Here is a 14,062-nt window from a genome sequence, read left to right as displayed (position 1 = left end):
TAGGTCCCGTGGTGTAGCGGTTATCACGTCGCCCTGTCACGGCGAAGATCGCGGGTTCAATTCCCGTCGGGACCGTAAGAGACTCGTTAGCTCAGTTGGTAGAGCATTTGACTTTTAATCAAAGGGTCACTGGTTCGAGCCCAGTACGGGTCATAGGATGCGGGTGTGGCGGAATTGGCAGACGCACCAGATTTAGGATCTGGCGCTTGAGGGCGTGGGGGTTCAAGTCCCTTCACCCGCATGAGGGATTAGCCGGCTTAGCTCAGTTGGTAGAGCATCTGATTTGTAATCAGAGGGTCGCGTGTTCAAGTCATGTAGCCGGCATAAATAGTATGCGAACGTAGTTCAGTGGTAGAACATCACCTTGCCAAGGTGGGGGTCGCGGGTTCGAATCCCGTCGTTCGCTTTAAGAGAGGCCGGGGTGGCGGAACTGGCAGACGCACAGGACTTAAAATCCTGCGATGGTTAAACATCGTACCGGTTCGATTCCGGTCCTCGGCATAAAGAATAGGCACCCTTGGCTCAACTGGATAGAGTACCTGACTACGAATCAGGCGGTTGCAGGTTCGAATCCTGCAGGGTGCATGGGCGAGTGATTGGTTGAGGCTGATGACTTGTTTAAGGGAGAAGAAGCGGGAAGTAGCTCAGCTTGGTAGAGCACTTGGTTTGGGACCAAGGGGTCGCAGGTTCGAATCCTGTCTTCCCGATACATTATTCTATTAAAAATTGAAAGACTGGAGTTGTTTACTCCGGTCTTTTTTATAACTTTATTGGAAGTATCTAAGTTTATGGCTGATAATATAATATTAGATTATTGAGGAATGGCTTAGTAACAGTATAGAGTTTGTCAAATCGTTAACCTGCAGTCTGTTGTTATTTCTGCCTGTTTGAATTAAAGTTCAAAAAAAGATGCGAGAAGTTCGAATGGTTTTCTGGCATCTTTTGTCTTTATTGGGTGATATTTTGTTATTTGCTTCCAAAAAAAGTTTGATAAAGGGCTCGGACGGCTGCTTTTTCTTGCTCAGTTTTGATGACGAACATGACTGATACTTCGCTGGATCCCTGCGAGATCATTTCCAGATTAATATGTTTCTTTGAAAATGCTTCAGCAGCCTTAGCCGTGACACCGATATGGCTCTTCATGTTTTCTCCAACAATCATAATGATGGACAGGTCACGTTCAATTTCAACTTCATCAACTTCTAATTTACGAGTTAATTGCGAGATAATTTCCTGCTCTTTTATTGGTGTCAGCTCACGCCCTCTAAGAACAATGGACATGTCGTCAATACCGGTTGGGATATGCTCCCAACGAATATTCAGCTCTTCTAAAATCTGAAGGACTTTGCGCCCGAAACCAACTTCTCTGTTCATCAGGTATTTAGAAATGTTGATGCTGACAAAATCATCGTCACCGGCAATTCCGATAACCGGAATCGTATCTCCGGTATGTTTGAGCACAATTTTAGTTCCCGGATGATTAGGGTTGTTTGTATTTTTAATGACCAGTGGAATTTTTCCGCGATAAGCTGGAATAAGTGCCTCATCGTGAAGGACGGAAAAGCCGGCATAGGCTAATTCACGCATTTCCCGATAGGTTAATTCGGAAATGGACTGAGGCTTGTGTACGACACCGGGGTGTGCCGCAAAAATACCATCAACATCTGTGAAATTTTCGTAAAGATCGGCTTTGACACCGGCAGCTACGATTGAGCCGGTAATATCTGAGCCGCCGCGAGAGAATGTGCAGATTTGATTGTCAGTTGTGACACCAAAAAATCCTGGAATGACTAAGACTTCGTCGCTGTCACGCAGCTCTTCCAGTTTATCATAGCTGGATGGGATGATCTGTGCATTTCCCGGTTCACTGGTGACAATAATACCAGCTTTTTTGGGGTGTACATAGCGGGCAGGCAGGTCATTCTTTTTGAAATATTCAGCAATCAGTTTTGCGTTATTGTCTTCTCCGGCAGCTAAAAATGTATCATAGAGAAAATCATTGTTATCAATAGGCAGATTGGCAAGATCAATAATTGCCTTGGTAATTTTTTCCAGAATACCTTGTCCAAGTCCGAGTTCATCAATGATAGAGCGATAGCGGTTGATAATCCAAGTTTGATCTGCAGTAACATCCTTTTCTGAAACATAAGATTTGTAGTATTTGATCAGGGCATCTGTTACTTTTGTGTCTTGATCGTTACGCTTGCCTGGGGCAGAAACAACGACAAAACGACGGCTGTCATCAGATTTTACAATAGTTAAGACCTTTTCAAGCTGAGTGGCAGAGGCGAGCGAGCTCCCTCCAAATTTTACGACTTTCATATGTTCTCCAAATTTCAATAAGATTATACAAATTATAGCAAAATTCAGAAAATTTGTCAGCAGTTTTTGTGGTAAAATGGTTGAAGGAAGGGGATATCATGACAGTACAAGCAATCATTTTTGATATGGATGGTGTTCTTTTTGATACCGAAAGTTTCTATTATAGACAGCGTGAACTTTTTTTGAACAGCAAGGGAATTTCAATGGAGCATTTGCCGCCGGAATTTTTCATCGGCGGCAATATGAAACAGTCTTGGCGGCAGATTTTAGGGAGTGATTACGATAAGTGGGACACGGAACAGCTGCAAAAAGAATACACTGAGTACAAAAACAGTCATCCTCGGCCCTATAAAAATTTGATTTTTTCAGATGTTAAAGATGTTTTAGAAAGGCTTAGGCAGCACGAAATTAAAATTGCTTTAGCTTCCAGTTCGACTAAGTCTGATATTTTGATGGCCTTGAGAGAAACGGCTATTCTACCTTATTTTGAATTTGTTTTATCCGGAGAAGAGTTTACTAAAAGCAAGCCTGATCCGGAAATTTACAATGAAGCAGCACGAAAATTGGGCATTCCAAAATCTGATATCTTGATTATTGAAGACAGTGAAAAAGGAATTACTGCGGGGACATCTGCTGGAATAGAGGTTTGGGCTGTTGAGGACAGGACTTTCGGCCTTAATCAAAGGGCGGCTAAGCGCCTGATTACTAATTTAACACAGGCAGTTGACCTTCTTTTGGGATCAAGTGATTAAAAAGTACTTTTTCTTTTTGAGAACTCTTTGTTTTTATGATAGAATAGAGATGTTGAAAAGTTTGATATTCAAACTATTTTCACATTAAAAAAGTAAGTTACAGTGATGTATCTTGATGATTTAAGAATTAGAGATGGGGAATTAGAAAATGGATTTTAAAGAAATTCTGTACAGTGTAACCGATGGCGTGGCGACCTTAACTCTTAACCGTCCGGAGGTTTCAAATGGTTTTAATATTCCGATTTGTGAAGAAATATTAAAAGCTGTTTCTGCTGCAGCAGAAGACGAAAATGTCCAAATTTTGTTAATTAATGCCAATGGGAAAGTATTTTCAGTAGGCGGCGATTTGGTAGAGATGCAAAAAGCGGTTGATGATGACAATGTTCAGTCTCTGGTCCGTATTGCAGAGCTGGTGAATGAGATTTCCTTTTCTCTGAAACGGTTGCCTAAACCGGTTGTGATGAGCACAGATGGTGCGGTTGCCGGTGCTGCAGCTAATATGGCGGTGGCGGCAGATTTTTGCATTGCCAGTGACAAAACCCGCTTTATTCAAGCCTTTGTCAATGTCGGTCTTGCTCCTGATGCCGGAGGTCTTTTCCTCTTGAGCAGATCAATTGGGATAACTCGTGCCACGCAATTAGCTATGACCGGTGAAGCGCTGACTGCGGATAAGGCGTTAGAATATGGTGTTGCCTATAAGGTTTGTGAATCGGAAAAACTGGAAAAAATGACGGACCGCCTGATTACCCGTTTGAAACGTGGGTCGGTCAATTCATATAAAGCCATTAAGGAAATGCTTTGGCAGAGTTCTTTTGCCGGCTGGCATGAGTACGCCAAGCTGGAATTGGATCTGCAAAAATCCCTTGCGTTTACAGATGATTTTAAAGAAGGCGTCCGCGCCTATACGGAAAAACGGCGTCCAAAATTCACAGGGAAATTGCAGTGATAAAACAATAAAAGATAGGGTATCTCAAGAGAGTTCATTGAGGTACCTTTCTTTTTAACAGAAAATATTTTTTTGAATTAAACTTGCAATTTCAGTAATCTTTTGATAAACTTTGATAGTCAAAGTTTATTTTCGTATAGGAGGTGGCAGATTGGATTATAATCAAATTAATTCTTACTTAGTTGATATTTTTAATAAAATCATGATTATTGAAGAGATGAGTTTGAAAACGAGTCAATTCAAAGATGTATCTTTAAAAGAGATGCATACGGTAGATATAATTGGAAAAAATACCAATGTGACACCGAGTGATATTGCCCATGAGCTGCTGGTAACTCTGGGGACTGTCACGACCAGCTTAAATAAACTTGAAAAAAAGGGTTATATTGAGCGAACACGCTCGCAAATGGACAGGCGTGTTGTTTATTTGACTCTGACACAAAAAGGCAGACTGCTTTATCGTTTACATAATAGATTTCATAAGAATGTTGTTAATCGCATTACGAAAGACATGGATACGACAGAGCTTGGTGCTTTAGAGAAGGGACTGAGTAACCTTCATCAATTTCTTGAGGGGTTGGTTTAATGGCTTTTGCAAAGATTAGTCAAGCAGCATATTATGTGCCTTCACAGGTTGTGACCAATGATGACCTGTCCAAAATAATGGATACCAGCGATGAATGGATTGCCAGCCGGACAGGTATCAAGGAGCGCCGTATCAGTCAAACAGAAGATACCGGTGATTTGGCCAGCCGAGTGGCTGAGCAGCTTTTGCAAAAGGCGGCATTAAAGGCTGAGGAGATAGACTTCATTATTGTTGCTACAATTACACCTGATTCTATGATGCCTTCGACTGCTGCCCGTGTTCAGGCGGCCATTGGTGCTGTTAATGCCTTTGCTTTTGACCTGTCAGCGGCCTGCAGCGGTTTTGTTTTTGCCTTATCAACAGCTGAAAAACTTATTAAATCCGGTCAGTATCAAAAAGGTCTGGTTATTGGTGCCGAAGTCATGTCCAAATCAATTGATTGGACAGACCGAAGGACGGCTGTGCTATTTGGCGACGGTGCCGGCGGTGTGCTTTTGGAAGCAGATCATTCTGAGCATTTTTTGGCCGAATCTATTCACTCTGACGGCAGCCGCGGGGACGGCTTGACTTCCGGTTCCTATGCTATTTCCTCGCCGTTTTCACAGGAGGCTGAGAAAGACAGCGGCTACTTGAAAATGGACGGCCGGGCAATTTTTGATTTTGCTATTCGCGATGTATCAAAGAGCATTTCAGCCTTAATTGAGCAATCAGGCTTCTCGGTGGATGATATTGATTGTTTCCTGCTGCATCAGGCTAATATCCGAATTTTGGATAAGATGGCTAAAAAAATTGATGCTGACAGAGAAAAATTCCCTGCTAATATGATGAATTACGGCAACACCAGCGCTGCCAGCATTCCGATTTTATTAGCTGAATGCATCGAAAAGGGAACCATAACTTTGGATGGTTCACAGACTGTTCTCCTCAGCGGTTTCGGCGGAGGTTTGACATGGGGCAGTTTAATTGTTAAAATCTAGTTATACATTTTGTGCTTAGCACAGTATATAAAAAATATTTCTTAAATAAAGGAGAAAAAACATGGCAGTATTTGAAAAAGTACAAGAAATTATCGTCGAGGAGCTTGGAAAAGACGCAGAAGAAGTTAAAATGGAAACAACTTTTGATGAGCTTGACGCAGATTCTTTAGACGTATTCCAAGTCATCTCAGAAATCGAAGATGAATTTGATATTCAAGTCGAATCTGAAGAAGGTCTTCAAACAGTTGGTGATTTAGTTGCTTTTGTTGAAGAAAAAACAAAATAAGTAAGTTTTTGAGAGTATTCTTATAAGAATATTCTTTCTTCTTATTGTGATAGTTTGACTGTCAAATTATTGAGTGAAAAGCTTAGAAAGTTTATATAAAAATGAAAACGCGTATTACAGAATTATTAGATATAAAATATCCTATTTTTCAAGGAGGAATGGCTTGGGTAGCTGACGGTGACCTGGCAGCAGCTGTATCGAAAGCTGGCGGTCTGGGCATTATCGGCGGCGGAAATGCACCTAAAGAAGTTGTCAAAGCTAATATTGACAAGATTAAATCTGTTACAGATAAGCCTTTCGGAGTCAATATCATGCTTTTGTCTCCTTTTGCAGATGACATCGTTGATTTGGTTATTGAAGAAGGTGTTAAAGTTGTGACGACCGGTGCCGGAAATCCCGGCAGATATATGGAACGTTTCCATGAAGCAGGAATTACTGTTATTCCGGTCGTTCCTAGTGTGGCTCTTGCTAAACGTATGGAAAAACTGGGTGCTGATGCTGTGATTGCCGAAGGTATGGAAGCTGGCGGTCATATCGGTAAATTAACAACGATGACTCTGGTGCGCCAAGTTGTAAATGCTGTTGACATTCCTGTTATCGGAGCCGGCGGTGTTGCTGACGGGCGCGGAGCAGCAGCAGTGTTCATGCTGGGTGCTGAAGCTATTCAGGTAGGAACACGCTTTGTCGTTGCCAAAGAGTCCAACGCTCATCAAAATTTCAAAAATAAAATTTTGAAGGCTAAAGATATTGACACTGTTGTATCAGCTTCAGTGGTCGGTCATCCGGTACGTGCTATCAAGAATAAGCTGTCTTCTGAATATGGTCAGGCTGAAAAAGATTTCTTAGCTGGGAAAAAATCGGCTGAAGAAATTGAAGAACTTGGTGCCGGAGCCCTTCGGAATGCTGTTGTTGACGGAGATGTGGATAATGGTTCTGTTATGGCAGGGCAAATTGCAGGATTCGTTACTAAAGAAGAAACCTGTGAAGAAATCTTAAAAGATCTATACTACGGAGCAGCGGAAGTTATTAAAACTGAAGCAGCGCGTTGGGCAGATGTGAAATAATCCTTACTAGTGATAATAGTAAAAGACAACATAGAAAGGAATTAAATCCGGCCGGAGAGCTGAAAAAGCACAGCTGCCAGACCTTAGCAGTATGCAGATTGCAGCTATTTTAGGTCAGGCTGCCTCAGGAACAGCAGTTTCTGAAATGGTTTGTTTTTTCCTGCACTCCAGCCGACTTTGATATCTTAGTTATGACTAAAACAGCATTTTTATTCGCCGGTCAGGGTGCTCAAAAGCTTGGCATGGCAAGGGATCTATATGAAACCTATCCAGTTGTCAAAGAGACTTTTCAAGCAGCTGAATCGGTGTTAGGCTATGATGTGCGTGCGTTGATTGATAGTGATGAAGAAAAGCTGAATCAAACACGTTATACGCAGCCTGCTATTTTAACAACCTCGGTAGCCATCTACCGTCTTTTGAAAGAAAATGGCTGTCAGCCTGATATTGTAGCCGGACTTTCTTTGGGTGAATATTCAGCGCTTGTCGCGGCCGGAGCAATTTCCTTTGGAGATGCGCTGAGTTTAGTCGCTAAGCGCGGTGAATTCATGGAAACAGCGGCACCTTCAGGTACTGGAAAAATGGTTGCTGTCATGAACACTGACCCAAAAGTAATTGAAGATGTGTGCCAAAAGGCAAGCAGCAAAGGCATTGTGACGCCGGCTAATTATAATACACCGGCTCAGATTGTTATCGGCGGAGAGGCTGCTGCAGTTGACTATGCTGTAGCTCTGCTGAAAGAAGCCGGCAGCAAGCGTCTCATTCCTCTTAAGGTTTCCGGACCTTTCCATACCGCACTGTTAGAACCGGCCAGCCAAAAATTGGCAGAAGTTTTAGAAACTGTTGACTTTTCTGATTTTGATATTCCCTTAGTCGGCAACACTAAAGCTGAAATCATGCAAAAAGATGAGATTAAAAGCTTACTTGCCCGTCAGGTGAAAGAGCCTGTGCGTTTTTATGACTCTATTGCGGTTATGCAGGAGTTTGGCGTGGATGACTACATTGAAGTCGGTCCCGGTAAGGTCTTAAGCGGCTTTATGAAAAAAATAGATAAATCCGCTAAAGTCTCAGCTGTTGAAGACTTAGCAAGTCTGCAGGCCCTTTTGGAAAATTAGAAAGGTAACGACAGAAATGGAAATTAAAAATAAAAATGTTTTTATCACAGGCTCAACTCGAGGTATTGGCCTAGCGATTGCGCATAAATTTGCTCAGGCCGGAGCCAATGTTGTCTTGAACGGACGTTCAGAGATCTCGGAAGATCTGATTGCAGAATTCAAGGATTACGGCGTTACTGTCGCAGCTATTTCAGGCGATGTGTCGCATTTCGACGATGCTAAGCGCATGGTTGATGAGGCGGTTGAAGCACTCGGAAGTGTTGATATCTTGGTTAATAATGCGGGTATCACCAATGACAAACTCGTGTTAAAAATGACCGAAGAGGACTTTGAAAAAGTTCTGAAGATTAATTTGACCGGCAGCTTTAATATGACAAAGTCTGTGCTGAAACCAATGACTAAGGCTCGTCAGGGTGCCATTATCAACATGTCCAGTGTTGTCGGACTTGCCGGCAATGTCGGTCAGGCTAATTATGCAGCTTCCAAGGCTGGTTTGATTGGCTTTACAAAGTCTGTTGCCCGTGAAGCGGCAGCCAGAAATGTGCGTGTCAATGCAATCGCGCCAGGCTTTATCGAGTCTGACATGACCGATCGTATCCCTGATAAAATGAAAGATGCCATGCTGAATCAAATTCCCATGAAACGATTTGGAACAACAGACAATGTAGCCGAGGTTGCACTCTTTTTGGCTCAGCAGGATTATCTGACAGGCCAGGTTATTGCCATTGACGGCGGCATGACCATGCAATCATAATTGATAAGATAACTAAATTTCCCCCAATAAAGGAGAACAATATGACATTACAAAGAGTTGTCGTAACTGGTTACGGCGTTACTTCACCAATCGGACATACACCAGAAGAGTTTTGGAACAGTCTTCATGACGGAAAAATTGGTATCAAACCTATTACTAAATTTGATGCTTCAGAAATTCCGGTTTTCAATGCCGGAGAAATCCAAGATTTTCCATTTGATAAGTATTTTGTGAAAAAAGACAGAAACAGAATGGATGACTATTCTCTTTATGCTATCTATGCTGCTATGGAAGCTTTGGAAAATGCTGCGCTTGATATGGCTAAAACAGTTCGTGACCGTGTCGGTGTCATCGTATCATCGGGTATCGGCGGTCTGCAGGAATTAGAAGATCAAATCATTCGTATGCATGAACGCGGTATGAAACGCATTAAGCCGATGTTTATTCCTAAGGCTCTGTCAAATATGGGTGCAGGTAACATCGCTCTTAAGATCGGTGCTCAAGGGGTATGTAAGTCTATTACAACTGCCTGCGCATCAGCAAATGACGCTATCGGAGAAGCTTTCCGTGAAATTAAATACGGTTTTCAGGATGTTGTCTTAGCCGGCGGATCAGAAGCTTCTATTACTAGAATCGGTATCGGTGGTTTCAACGCTCTTACGGCTCTGTCTACCACAGAAGATCCTGAACGCTCTGCTATTCCGTTTGATAAAGACCGCAATGGTTTTGTCATGGGAGAAGGGGCAGGGGTGCTTGTTCTTGAAAGTTTAGAGCATGCCCAAGAACGCGGTGCTACTATTTTAGCTGAGGTTGTCGGCTATGGCAGCAACTGCGATGCTTACCATATGACAACACCAAGACCGGATGGCTCCGGTGCCGCAAAAGCAATGAAGCTGGCTATTAAAGAAGCAGGTATTGAACCTAATCAAGTTGGCTATGTCAATGCTCACGGAACTTCAACCCAAGCTAATGAAAAAGGGGAAAGTCAGGCTATTGTTGCTGTTTTAGGCAAAGATGTCCCAGTATCCTCAACGAAATCTTTCACAGGACACCTGCTGGGTGCAGCTGGTGCTGTAGAAGCTATTGCAACCATTGAAGCAATACGCCACAACTTCTTGCCTATGACGGCTGGTACTAAGGAAGTATCCGAAGATATTGAAGCTGACGTTATCATGGGCGAAGGCCGCGAGACAGCAGTAGACTATGCTATTTCCAATACTTTTGGCTTTGGCGGTCACAATGCTGTTCTGGCTTTCAAACGCTGGGAGGCCTAATTCATGAATATTTCAGAAATCAAAGATTTGATGAGTCAGTTTGACAGCTCCAGTTTGCGTGAATTTTCCTATAATAACAACGGTGAAGCCCTTGTCTTCAGCAAAAATGAATCAGTTGCAGCAGTTCCTCCTGCAGCTGTGACTGAAGCGGCTACTCCAATTGCAGCGGTTTCAACCCCGGCTCCTCAAGCAGCAGAAGCTCCGGCTCCCCTTGTTGAAGAGCCAACAGTGGCTGCGGCTGAAGGCGATGTTGTTGAGAGTCCCTTGGTTGGAGTGGCTTACCTCGCATCGGCTCCTGACAAACCAGCCTTTGTTTCTGTTGGCGATCAGGTCAAAAAAGGACAGACGCTGCTTATCATTGAGGCTATGAAAGTGATGAATGAAGTGCCTGCACCAAAAGACGGTGTTGTCACGGAAATTTTAGTAACAAATGAAGAAGTGGTTGAATTTGGAAAAGGACTGGTACGTATCAAATGATTGATATTAATAAGATTCGTGAGGCGCTTCCTCACCGTTACCCTATGTTATTAGTTGATCGTGTTCTTGAAATCAGTGATGATGAAATTGTTGCCATTAAAAATGTGACAATCAATGAACCCTTTTTCAACGGTCACTTTCCTCAATATCCTGTGATGCCGGGCGTTTTGATTATGGAAGCTTTGGCACAGACTGCAGGTGTCCTTGAACTGTCAAAAGAAGAAAATAAAGGTAAGCTTGTTTTTTACGCAGGTATGGACAAGGTGAAGTTTAAAAAACAAGTGGTTCCCGGCGATCAGCTCGTCATGACGGCCAAGTTTGTTAAGCGCCGCGGAACGATTGCTGTTGTTGAAGCAAAAGCGGAAGTAGATGGAAAACTGGCGGCAAGCGGAACGCTGACTTTTGCGTTGGGGAATTAATACATTAAAACCTTAGGAGAAATGCATCATCATGTTTAAGAAAATTTTGATTGCCAATCGTGGTGAAATTGCTGTGCGTATTATCCGCGCAGCCAGAGAATTAGGAATTACGACTGTTGCAGTCTATTCAGAAGCAGATAAAGACTCGCTTCACACCCTCTTAGCAGATGAGGCTGTGTGTATTGGGCCGGCTAAATCAACAGATTCTTATCTTAATATGAATGCTGTTTTATCGGCGGCCATTGTAACCGGAGCTGAGGCCATTCATCCAGGTTTTGGTTTTTTAAGTGAAAATTCTAAGTTTGCAACGATGTGCGAAGAGATGCGGATTAAGTTTATCGGTCCGGCAGCTGCCGTTATGGATAAAATGGGGGATAAAATCAATGCGCGTGCTGAAATGATCAAGGCTGAGGTCCCTGTTATCCCGGGTTCTGACGGTGAAGTTTTCACGGCTGAAGAGGCCTTGAAAATTGCTGATAAGATTGGCTATCCGGTTATGCTGAAAGCGTCTGCCGGCGGTGGCGGCAAGGGCATTCGCAAGGTTGATAAAAAAGAAGACTTAACGGCGGCCTTTGAGTCGGCTTCCCAAGAAGCTCTGGCAGCTTTTGGCAATGGTGCCATGTACTTGGAAAAAGTTATCTACCCGGCACGTCATATTGAAGTGCAAATTTTAGGAGATTCTTTCGGTCATATTATTCACCTTGGAGAGCGCGACTGCTCACTCCAGCGTAATAATCAAAAAGTTCTGGAAGAAAGCCCTTCTATTGCCATTGGTAAGACCTTACGCGGTAAAATGGGAGATGCTGCTGTTCGGGCCGCAAAGGCGGTTAATTACGAAAATGCCGGCACCATTGAATTCCTTTTAGATGAGGCGTCCGGGGAATTCTATTTCATGGAAATGAATACACGTGTTCAGGTTGAGCATCCGGTGACAGAATTCGTTACCGGTGTTGATATTGTAAAGGAACAGATTCGCATTGCTGCAGGCCAGGAATTAGCTTATCAGCAGGATGACATCCGGATTTGCGGCCATGCTATTGAATGCCGGATTAATGCAGAAAATCCTAGATTTAATTTTGCTCCCAGTCCGGGCAAGATTAATGATCTTTTCCTGCCAAGCGGCGGTGTCGGTCTGCGTGTTGACAGTGCCATGTACAATAATTACACCATCCCGCCTTACTATGACAGCATGATTGCCAAAATTATCGTTCACGGAGAAAATCGCTTTGATGCTCTGATGAAGATGCAGCGTGCTTTATATGAGTTTGAAGTGAGCGGTGTCGTTACAAATGCTGAATTCCAGCTTGATTTAATTTCTAATTCAAATGTTATTGCCGGTGACTATGATACATCTTTTTTGATGGAGACTTTTTTGCCGGCTTATACAGAGGATAAAGAATAGGTGTTGATATGGCTTTATTTGAAAGAAAAAATAAGTATATCCGTATAAATCCTCAGCGTTCTATGAAACGGACAGAACCTCGGGAAACACCGGAAGTTCCAGATGAGCTGTTTGATAAGTGTCCGGCTTGCAAACACATGATTTATCAAAAGGACCTTGGTTTAGCCAAAATCTGTCCCAAGTGTTCTTATAATTTTCGTATCTCAGCTCAGGAACGCTTAGCGATTACAGTTGATGAGGGATCTTTTCAAGAAATGTTTACAGGTATTGAAACAAAGGATCCCCTTGATTTTCCTGATTATAAGGAAAAATTGGCGGCTGCTCGAGCCAAGACAGGTCTTGATGAAGCTGTCATGACAGGAACAGCTGCTTTTGCCGGACAAAAAGCAGCTCTTGCTATCATGGACTCTAATTTCATTATGGCTTCGATGGGAACGGTTGTTGGTGAGAAAATTACCCGTCTGTTTGAATATGCAAGAGCAGAGCTCCTGCCGGTTGTTATTTTTACAGCCTCTGGCGGTGCCCGCATGCAGGAAGGCATTATGAGTCTGATGCAAATGGCTAAAGTCTCAGCAGCAGTAAAACGTCATTCTAATGCAGGCCTTTTTTACTTAACAGTGCTGACAGACCCTACAACCGGCGGTGTAACAGCCAGCTTTGCTATGGAAGGCGATATTATCTTGGCAGAACCTCAGGCTTTGATTGGTTTTGCCGGACGCCGTGTTATTGAGACAACTGTCCGTGAAACCCTGCCTAAAAAGTTTCAAAAGGCTGAGTTTCTGTTAGAACATGGCTTTGTTGATGCTATCGTCAAACGAACAGACATGAAAGAAACGATTGCAAAACTGCTTGCATTTCATGGAGGTGGCAAATGAGTAATGTGTCAAGAATACTCAAAGAAGCTCGCAACCAGTCGCGTTTGACAACTCTGGATTATGCTGAGCAGATCTTTGATGACTTTATGGAATTGCATGGCGACCGCCATTTTGCAGATGACGGTGCGATTGTCGGCGGTATTGGACTGCTAGATGGCAAGCCGGTTACAGTTATCGGTGTTCAAAAGGGAAAAAATCTGCAGGATAATCTTAACCGCAATTTTGGTCAGCCAAATCCTGAGGGCTATCGCAAGGCTTTGCGCTTGATGAAGCAGGCAGAAAAATTCAAAAGGCCTGTGGTTACACTGATTAATACGGCAGGAGCCTATCCTGGCGTTGGAGCAGAAGAAAGAGGTCAGGGAGAAGCCATTGCCCGCAACTTGTTAGAAATGAGCGACCTTAAAGTGCCGATTATCGCTATTATTATCGGTGAAGGCGGATCCGGCGGAGCCTTAGCTCTGGCTGTTGCAGACAGGGTTTGGATGCTTGAGCATACCATGTATGCTGTTTTGAGCCCGGAAGGTTTTGCTTCCATTCTTTGGAAAGACGGCAGCCGTTCTATTGAAGCTGCTGAATTAATGAAGATCACCGCCGGCGAACTGCTCAAAATGGGAGTTGTAGATAAGGTTATTCCTGAACATGGCTATTTTTCAAGCGAAATTGTTCAAATGATGAAGACCAATTTGATTGAAGAACTCAATAAACTTGAACAGCTGGATGTAGCTGATTTGCTGGAAGAACGTTACCAGCGTTTTAGAAAATATTAACAGTTAATCTCATCTTAAGGTGAGATTTTTCTATTTTTTTAAAAGAGAT

General features: G+C 43.1%; 15 protein-coding genes and 8 tRNA genes. 22 read left to right on the top strand and 1 reads right to left on the bottom strand.

From position 1 onward, the window contains the following. Positions 1-2: 2 nt before the first annotated feature. The 8 genes from G573_RS0110215 to G573_RS0110180 all read left to right on the top strand — a co-directional run bounded on the left by G573_RS0110215 (position 3) and on the right by G573_RS0110180 (position 707). Positions 3-75, top strand: a tRNA-Asp gene (locus G573_RS0110215). A 5-nt stretch (positions 76-80) separates the two neighbouring features. Then, positions 81-153, top strand: a tRNA-Lys gene (locus tag G573_RS0110210). Between the two features lie 6 nt (positions 154-159). Beyond that, positions 160-241, top strand: a tRNA-Leu gene (locus G573_RS0110205). Between the two features lie 10 nt (positions 242-251). Next, a tRNA-Thr gene (locus G573_RS0110200) sits at positions 252-324 on the top strand. Between the two features lie 10 nt (positions 325-334). Further along, positions 335-406, top strand: a tRNA-Gly gene (locus G573_RS0110195). 9 nt (positions 407-415) lie between these two features. Further along, positions 416-501 (top strand) — tRNA-Leu (locus G573_RS0110190). Positions 502-511: 10 nt separating this feature from the next. Then, positions 512-585 (top strand) — tRNA-Arg (locus tag G573_RS0110185). Positions 586-633: 48 nt separating this feature from the next. After that, positions 634-707, top strand: a tRNA-Pro gene (locus G573_RS0110180). A 259-nt stretch (positions 708-966) separates the two neighbouring features. Here the strand turns inward: G573_RS0110180 and G573_RS0110175 are convergent. Next, positions 967-2,322: an aspartate kinase gene (locus G573_RS0110175; RefSeq protein ID WP_027976634.1), complete on the bottom strand. Its 1,356-nt coding sequence runs from the start codon at positions 2,320-2,322 to the stop codon at positions 967-969. Positions 2,323-2,420: 98 nt separating this feature from the next. On the opposite strand from G573_RS0110175, the gene G573_RS0110170 reads away from it, so the two are divergent. The 14 genes from G573_RS0110170 to G573_RS0110100 all read left to right on the top strand — a co-directional run bounded on the left by G573_RS0110170 (position 2,421) and on the right by G573_RS0110100 (position 14,013). Then, on the top strand, positions 2,421-3,074 hold the full coding sequence (locus G573_RS0110170) for an HAD family hydrolase (RefSeq protein WP_027976633.1): 654 nt from the start codon (positions 2,421-2,423) through the stop codon (positions 3,072-3,074). 148 nt (positions 3,075-3,222) lie between these two features. Continuing rightward, positions 3,223-4,020 (top strand): enoyl-CoA hydratase, encoded by a 798-nt coding sequence (locus tag G573_RS0110165; protein WP_027976632.1) that lies wholly within the window; start codon positions 3,223-3,225, stop codon positions 4,018-4,020. A gap of 151 nt (positions 4,021-4,171) precedes the next feature. Then, a complete protein-coding gene (gene fabT, locus G573_RS0110160; RefSeq protein ID WP_027976631.1) occupies positions 4,172-4,606 on the top strand; it encodes a fatty acid biosynthesis transcriptional regulator FabT in 435 nt (144 codons plus the stop codon). Beyond that, the gene (locus tag G573_RS0110155; RefSeq protein WP_027976630.1) at positions 4,606-5,583 is read left to right on the top strand and encodes a beta-ketoacyl-ACP synthase III; all 978 of its coding nucleotides are present in this window, start codon (positions 4,606-4,608) and stop codon (positions 5,581-5,583) included. The genes fabT and G573_RS0110155 overlap by 1 nt, the downstream gene beginning before the upstream one ends. A gap of 61 nt (positions 5,584-5,644) precedes the next feature. Continuing rightward, positions 5,645-5,869: an acyl carrier protein gene (locus tag G573_RS0110150; protein WP_027976629.1), complete on the top strand. Its 225-nt coding sequence runs from the start codon at positions 5,645-5,647 to the stop codon at positions 5,867-5,869. A 101-nt stretch (positions 5,870-5,970) separates the two neighbouring features. Then, positions 5,971-6,933 (top strand): enoyl-[acyl-carrier-protein] reductase FabK, encoded by a 963-nt coding sequence (fabK, locus tag G573_RS0110145; protein WP_027976628.1) that lies wholly within the window; start codon positions 5,971-5,973, stop codon positions 6,931-6,933. A gap of 191 nt (positions 6,934-7,124) precedes the next feature. Beyond that, on the top strand, positions 7,125-8,045 hold the full coding sequence (gene fabD, locus G573_RS0110135) for an ACP S-malonyltransferase (protein ID WP_027976627.1): 921 nt from the start codon (positions 7,125-7,127) through the stop codon (positions 8,043-8,045). A gap of 16 nt (positions 8,046-8,061) precedes the next feature. Further along, positions 8,062-8,799, top strand: a complete 738-nt coding sequence (fabG, locus tag G573_RS0110130) for a 3-oxoacyl-[acyl-carrier-protein] reductase (protein WP_027976626.1) — start codon at positions 8,062-8,064, stop codon at positions 8,797-8,799. Positions 8,800-8,840: 41 nt separating this feature from the next. After that, positions 8,841-10,073, top strand: coding sequence for a beta-ketoacyl-ACP synthase II (fabF, locus tag G573_RS0110125; RefSeq protein WP_027976625.1), 1,233 nt, complete (start codon positions 8,841-8,843; stop codon positions 10,071-10,073). 3 nt (positions 10,074-10,076) lie between these two features. After that, the gene (gene accB, locus G573_RS0110120) at positions 10,077-10,550 is read left to right on the top strand and encodes an acetyl-CoA carboxylase biotin carboxyl carrier protein (protein WP_027976624.1); all 474 of its coding nucleotides are present in this window, start codon (positions 10,077-10,079) and stop codon (positions 10,548-10,550) included. Then, entirely contained in the window at positions 10,547-10,969 is a 423-nt protein-coding gene (gene fabZ, locus G573_RS0110115; RefSeq protein WP_027976623.1) for a 3-hydroxyacyl-ACP dehydratase FabZ, read from the top strand. The genes accB and fabZ overlap by 4 nt, the downstream gene beginning before the upstream one ends. Positions 10,970-11,000: 31 nt before the next feature. Then, on the top strand, positions 11,001-12,371 hold the full coding sequence (locus tag G573_RS0110110; protein WP_027976622.1) for an acetyl-CoA carboxylase biotin carboxylase subunit: 1,371 nt from the start codon (positions 11,001-11,003) through the stop codon (positions 12,369-12,371). 8 nt (positions 12,372-12,379) lie between these two features. Further along, the gene (gene accD / locus G573_RS0110105) at positions 12,380-13,246 is read left to right on the top strand and encodes an acetyl-CoA carboxylase, carboxyltransferase subunit beta (RefSeq protein ID WP_027976621.1); all 867 of its coding nucleotides are present in this window, start codon (positions 12,380-12,382) and stop codon (positions 13,244-13,246) included. Further along, positions 13,243-14,013, top strand: coding sequence for an acetyl-CoA carboxylase carboxyl transferase subunit alpha (locus G573_RS0110100; RefSeq protein ID WP_027976620.1), 771 nt, complete (start codon positions 13,243-13,245; stop codon positions 14,011-14,013). Before accD ends, G573_RS0110100 begins: the two co-directional genes overlap by 4 nt. Positions 14,014-14,062: the final 49 nt, after the last annotated feature.

This window comes from Streptococcus devriesei DSM 19639, from assembly GCF_000423725.1.
Taxonomy (GTDB): Bacteria; Bacillota; Bacilli; order Lactobacillales; family Streptococcaceae; genus Streptococcus; species Streptococcus devriesei.
This window is presented reverse-complemented; position numbering and strand designations above follow the sequence as displayed.

Excerpts from the sequence above, each read along its gene's own strand:
- G573_RS0110175 (WP_027976634.1), bottom strand. The coding sequence starts at position 2,322 with ATGAAAGTCGTAAAATTTGGAGGGAGCTCGCTCGCCTCTGCCACTCAG.
- G573_RS0110170 (WP_027976633.1), top strand. The coding sequence starts at position 2,421 with ATGACAGTACAAGCAATCATTTTTGATATGGATGGTGTTCTTTTTGAT.
- G573_RS0110165 (WP_027976632.1), top strand. The coding sequence starts at position 3,223 with ATGGATTTTAAAGAAATTCTGTACAGTGTAACCGATGGCGTGGCGACC.
- G573_RS0110155 (WP_027976630.1), top strand. The coding sequence starts at position 4,606 with ATGGCTTTTGCAAAGATTAGTCAAGCAGCATATTATGTGCCTTCACAG.
- G573_RS0110150 (WP_027976629.1), top strand. The coding sequence starts at position 5,645 with ATGGCAGTATTTGAAAAAGTACAAGAAATTATCGTCGAGGAGCTTGGA.
- fabK (WP_027976628.1), top strand. The coding sequence starts at position 5,971 with ATGAAAACGCGTATTACAGAATTATTAGATATAAAATATCCTATTTTT.
- fabD (WP_027976627.1), top strand. The coding sequence starts at position 7,125 with ATGACTAAAACAGCATTTTTATTCGCCGGTCAGGGTGCTCAAAAGCTT.
- fabG (WP_027976626.1), top strand. The coding sequence starts at position 8,062 with ATGGAAATTAAAAATAAAAATGTTTTTATCACAGGCTCAACTCGAGGT.
- fabF (WP_027976625.1), top strand. The coding sequence starts at position 8,841 with ATGACATTACAAAGAGTTGTCGTAACTGGTTACGGCGTTACTTCACCA.
- accB (WP_027976624.1), top strand. The coding sequence starts at position 10,077 with ATGAATATTTCAGAAATCAAAGATTTGATGAGTCAGTTTGACAGCTCC.
- fabZ (WP_027976623.1), top strand. The coding sequence starts at position 10,547 with ATGATTGATATTAATAAGATTCGTGAGGCGCTTCCTCACCGTTACCCT.
- G573_RS0110110 (WP_027976622.1), top strand. The coding sequence starts at position 11,001 with ATGTTTAAGAAAATTTTGATTGCCAATCGTGGTGAAATTGCTGTGCGT.
- accD (WP_027976621.1), top strand. The coding sequence starts at position 12,380 with ATGGCTTTATTTGAAAGAAAAAATAAGTATATCCGTATAAATCCTCAG.
- G573_RS0110100 (WP_027976620.1), top strand. The coding sequence starts at position 13,243 with ATGAGTAATGTGTCAAGAATACTCAAAGAAGCTCGCAACCAGTCGCGT.